This window comes from Streptomyces sp. WM6378, assembly GCF_001279695.1.
Taxonomy (GTDB): Bacteria; Actinomycetota; Actinomycetes; order Streptomycetales; family Streptomycetaceae; genus Streptomyces.
Window position 1 is genome coordinate 1 of sequence record NZ_LGDD01000085.1, and the last position, 3,587, is coordinate 3,587.

At 76.1% G+C, this 3,587-nt stretch carries 1 protein-coding gene; it reads right to left on the bottom strand.

The window, feature by feature from the left end:
* Window positions 1-165: 165 nt before the first annotated feature.
* On the bottom strand, window positions 166-3,273 hold the full coding sequence (locus ADK54_RS10385) for a sacsin N-terminal ATP-binding-like domain-containing protein (protein ID WP_053725285.1): 3,108 nt from the start codon (window positions 3,271-3,273) through the stop codon (window positions 166-168).
* Window positions 3,274-3,587 lie beyond the last annotated feature (314 nt).

Genomic DNA, 3,587 nt, shown 5'->3' on the forward strand with positions numbered 1-3,587 from the left:
ACCACCACCCACCCCAGACCGCAGCCGAACCCCACCCACCCCCGGAGGCCACGCGGCGGAGCCGCAAAGTGTCACAGCGGGAAGGGGCGGGGAGGGGCCCACGGGGTCTGGGGCGCAGCCCCAGCGCGCCCCGGCCGAGCCGCGCCCCCGCGCCGCCCAGGATGCCTAGTCGAACCAGCGGTCCCGCGCCAGTTCCTCCGTTCTCGACGGGTCTTCCAACAGCGCCGCCACCTCGAAACGGCGGGGCCATTGGCCCGCCGCCCAGGCGAGGCCCGCTGCCACGCCCTCCAGGGTCGCCGCGTGGACCACTCCGTCGGCCGGGCGGCGCCAGTCCAGTTCCACGCCGCCTGCCAGGAGTTCCTCGTGTTCCACGTACGTCGCAGGCGTGGACGGGCCCAGCAAAGCCCTCACCGCGGTCGGCACCTCGTGCTCGACGCCCGTCGACGTCACCTCCGCCGACCCCAGCTCGCTCAGCCGCCCCACCTGGAGCAGCTCCGCGAGCTCGGCCGCGCGGGCCGGGGCCACCGGCAGCAGGGCCCGGCCGGCGGCGAGCGGGAGGAGGTCCGGGGCGTCCGCCACGACCGCCTCCGGCGCGTCGACGACCCGGACCTCGCCGTCCACCACCACCCGCAGTTCGTCCGGCAGTGTCACCTGCTCGGGGTCCAGATCCGCCAACGCCGTGTACAGCGCGTGGAGTTGGGAGCCCGAGACCGGGCGCGTCTCATCGGCCAGGCGGCCGAGCAGCTCCGCCGCACCCCCCGGCTCGTCCAACAGGGCCGGCACCGACGTGCGTACCCCCAGCGCCCGCAGCACCTGCGTGTCGTCGAAGCCCGTCGCGTCCGCGGACTCGTACAGGCCGGAGAGGAGCGGATCGCCGCCCGCCGCGCGCAGGCCCGCCGGGCGGCGGCCGCCCAGCACCGGGTGGTCTCGCAGCCACCAGGCCGTGTACGGGCGTACGGATTCGGTCGTGCCGTCGGGCAGCAGTACGCGCACCGGCTGGATCAGGGCGTCCCGCAGCGGCGGCTGGGCGAGCAGGGCGAGGGCCTGCGGCCAGCAGTCGTCGTCCACCAGGTCCAGGTCCCGGACCGCGATGATCTCCGTGGCGACAGGGGGGACCGGGGAGGCGGGGAGGCGGTCCAGGGCGTCTTCGGCCCAGACGTCCACCGCGTCCAGCAGGCCCGCGTCGTCCGGTTCGGCGAAGTCGCCGTCGCGGGGCTCCAGTTCGTCCGGGTCGAGGACGACGTCGGTGGCGCGTACGAGGGCGAACGTGGCGAGCACCCCGCACGCGGTGAGCGGCTGCTCGCCCCAGCGGTCGGCCAACTCGCGGTCTACCTCGGCGAGTTCACCCTCCCGGATGACGGCGGCGAAGGGCGACCCGGGCAGGACGAGTTCACCGGCGGGGGCGAGTTCGCCGTCCTCGTCGGGCAGGGCGAGCGCGCCGAGCCAGGGTTCGTCGCCGGGTGCGAGATTCGCCTCGCGCACCAACGTCAGTACGGTGTCGGCGAGTTCGTCCGCGTCGAGGCCCCCGTCTTCGTCCCAGACTTCCCCGCTGTCGAGCGACGCGGCGACGGCCGCCCGTACCTGAGGGGTCGTCAGGACGGCGCGCGGGGTGGCGGGCAGCGCGCCGAGCTTTTCGAGCAGCGGGTGGGCGGCGTCCGGGTGGGCGACCTTCAGGCCGAGGCGGCCCAGGTCGGCCGGGGTGTCGGAGAGCGGCAGCAGGATCTGCCGGGGGCCGATCACGGTGCGGCCGCCCGCGAGCGGCACGGGGAGCCCGGAAAGCCGGTCGGGGTCGACGCCGGCGAGCGTGTCGTAGAGCCGGTACCACCACTCGGGGGCCCGCTCGGCCCCGGCGATCCGCTCGATGGCGTCGCCGAGCGGCAGCCGCCCGACCTCCAACGTACGCAGTTCCGGGCGGCGTTCGAGACCGGCGGGCAGCAGGGTGGGCAGGACTTCGGCCAGGACGCGCACCGTGTCCGCGCCCGCGCCCTCGACGACCTCCGCCTCGAACGGGCGCAGGGCGACGAGTTCCTCGGTGGGCGCGGCGGGCGCCAGGAACGCGACGCGGGGCAGCCGTTCGAGGACCGCCGCGCGCAGGGCGCCGTCCAGCTCGCCCCGGCCGAGCGGGCCGGGCACCAGGTCGACGGTGCCGGTGGACACCGGCCGCCAGGCGCCGAGGAGTTCGGCGTACGCGTCGGCCGCGCGCTGCACCAGGAAGTCGGTGAGCGGGCCGGGCGCGGGGTGACGGCGCGCGGTGTCCAGCGGGAACGACGCGATGAGCAGCGCGGGGACGCCGAGCGGCTCGTCGGTGGGGGTCGGCGCGTGCACCACGGCGGCGGTACGGGGCCGCTCGGGCGCGCCGTCCTCGTCCACCGGGACCGCCCAGGTCACCGTCCAGTGCGGACGCAGCCGCTCCTCGACGGGCCGGTCGGCGAGCAGGTCCGGGTGGATCGCCCCGTGGTGACTGACGGTCCGCCAGCGATGAATGGATTCATCCCGGCTGTCGTCGATGTGTACGTAGGCGTAGGCGTCGTCGTCGTGCACGGACCGCCGCAACACCCGGGTCGCGTCCGGGGTTTCGACGACGATCTCGGTCAGGCCGGGGAGGGTGAGGAGGAGCGCGTCGTCGATGCCGTCGAGGAGGCGCCGTACGAGATCCTCCGCGGTGCCGTCCCGAAGCGGCAGCACCACGACGGTGTCGTACCCCTCGGGGGCGGCGCCCTCGGCGGGCAGCGGCAGCCTGAGCAGCGGTACGTGTCCGTCGCGGCGGCGCAGCTCGTCGCCCAGGCCGGGGCTGGCGTGGGCGGCCTCGGCGGCCAGTTCGCGGGCCTCGGCGAGCGACCAGCGCACGCCGCCGGTGCGGCCCACCACGGCGGGCTCGTCGCTGACGGCGAGCACCGCGGCGAACCCGACGCCGAACCGGCCCACGGCCACCTCGGTGTCGGCGCGCTTGGCGCTGGCTCGCAGGGTGGACAGCGACTCGACGCCGATGGCGTCCAGGGGGGCGCCGGTGTTGGCGGCGGCCAGCACGGCGGGGGTGTCGGGGCTCGCGGGGTGCAGGGTCAGCCGGAGCCTGCCCGTGGTGTGCGCGCGGGCCGCGGCGTCGGCGGCGTTCTGGGCGAGCTCCACGACGAGGCGGTCGCGGTAGCCGCCGAGCGCGAGGTCCTCCTCGGCGTTGGCGTCCTCGCGGAATCTGGCCGGGCCCGCGCCCCAGGCGTTCAGGACCCCGCGACGCAGCCGCGCCGTCCCGAAGGGGTCGGCCCCTTCGGCCGCCATCGCCTTGACGATCACGCCGTACTCCGCTCTGTCCTGCCCCCGCGTGTGCCGGGGGGCTGCGGGGCGAAGGTACCGCGCGTTGGGCACGGGCCTTCAATTTCCCCCGCCTTGGCCCTGCCCTGCTGTGACACTTTGCGGCTCCGCGGCGTGGCCCTCCGGGGGGGCGGGGGTGCGTTCGGCTGGGTGGCGCTGGGGCTCTGCCCCAGCCCCCGGGAGGCCCCTCCCCGCCCCTTCCCGCTGTGACACTTTGCGGCTCCGCCGCGTGGCCTCCGGGGGTGGGTGGGGTTCGGCTGCGGTCTGGGGTGGGTGGTGGT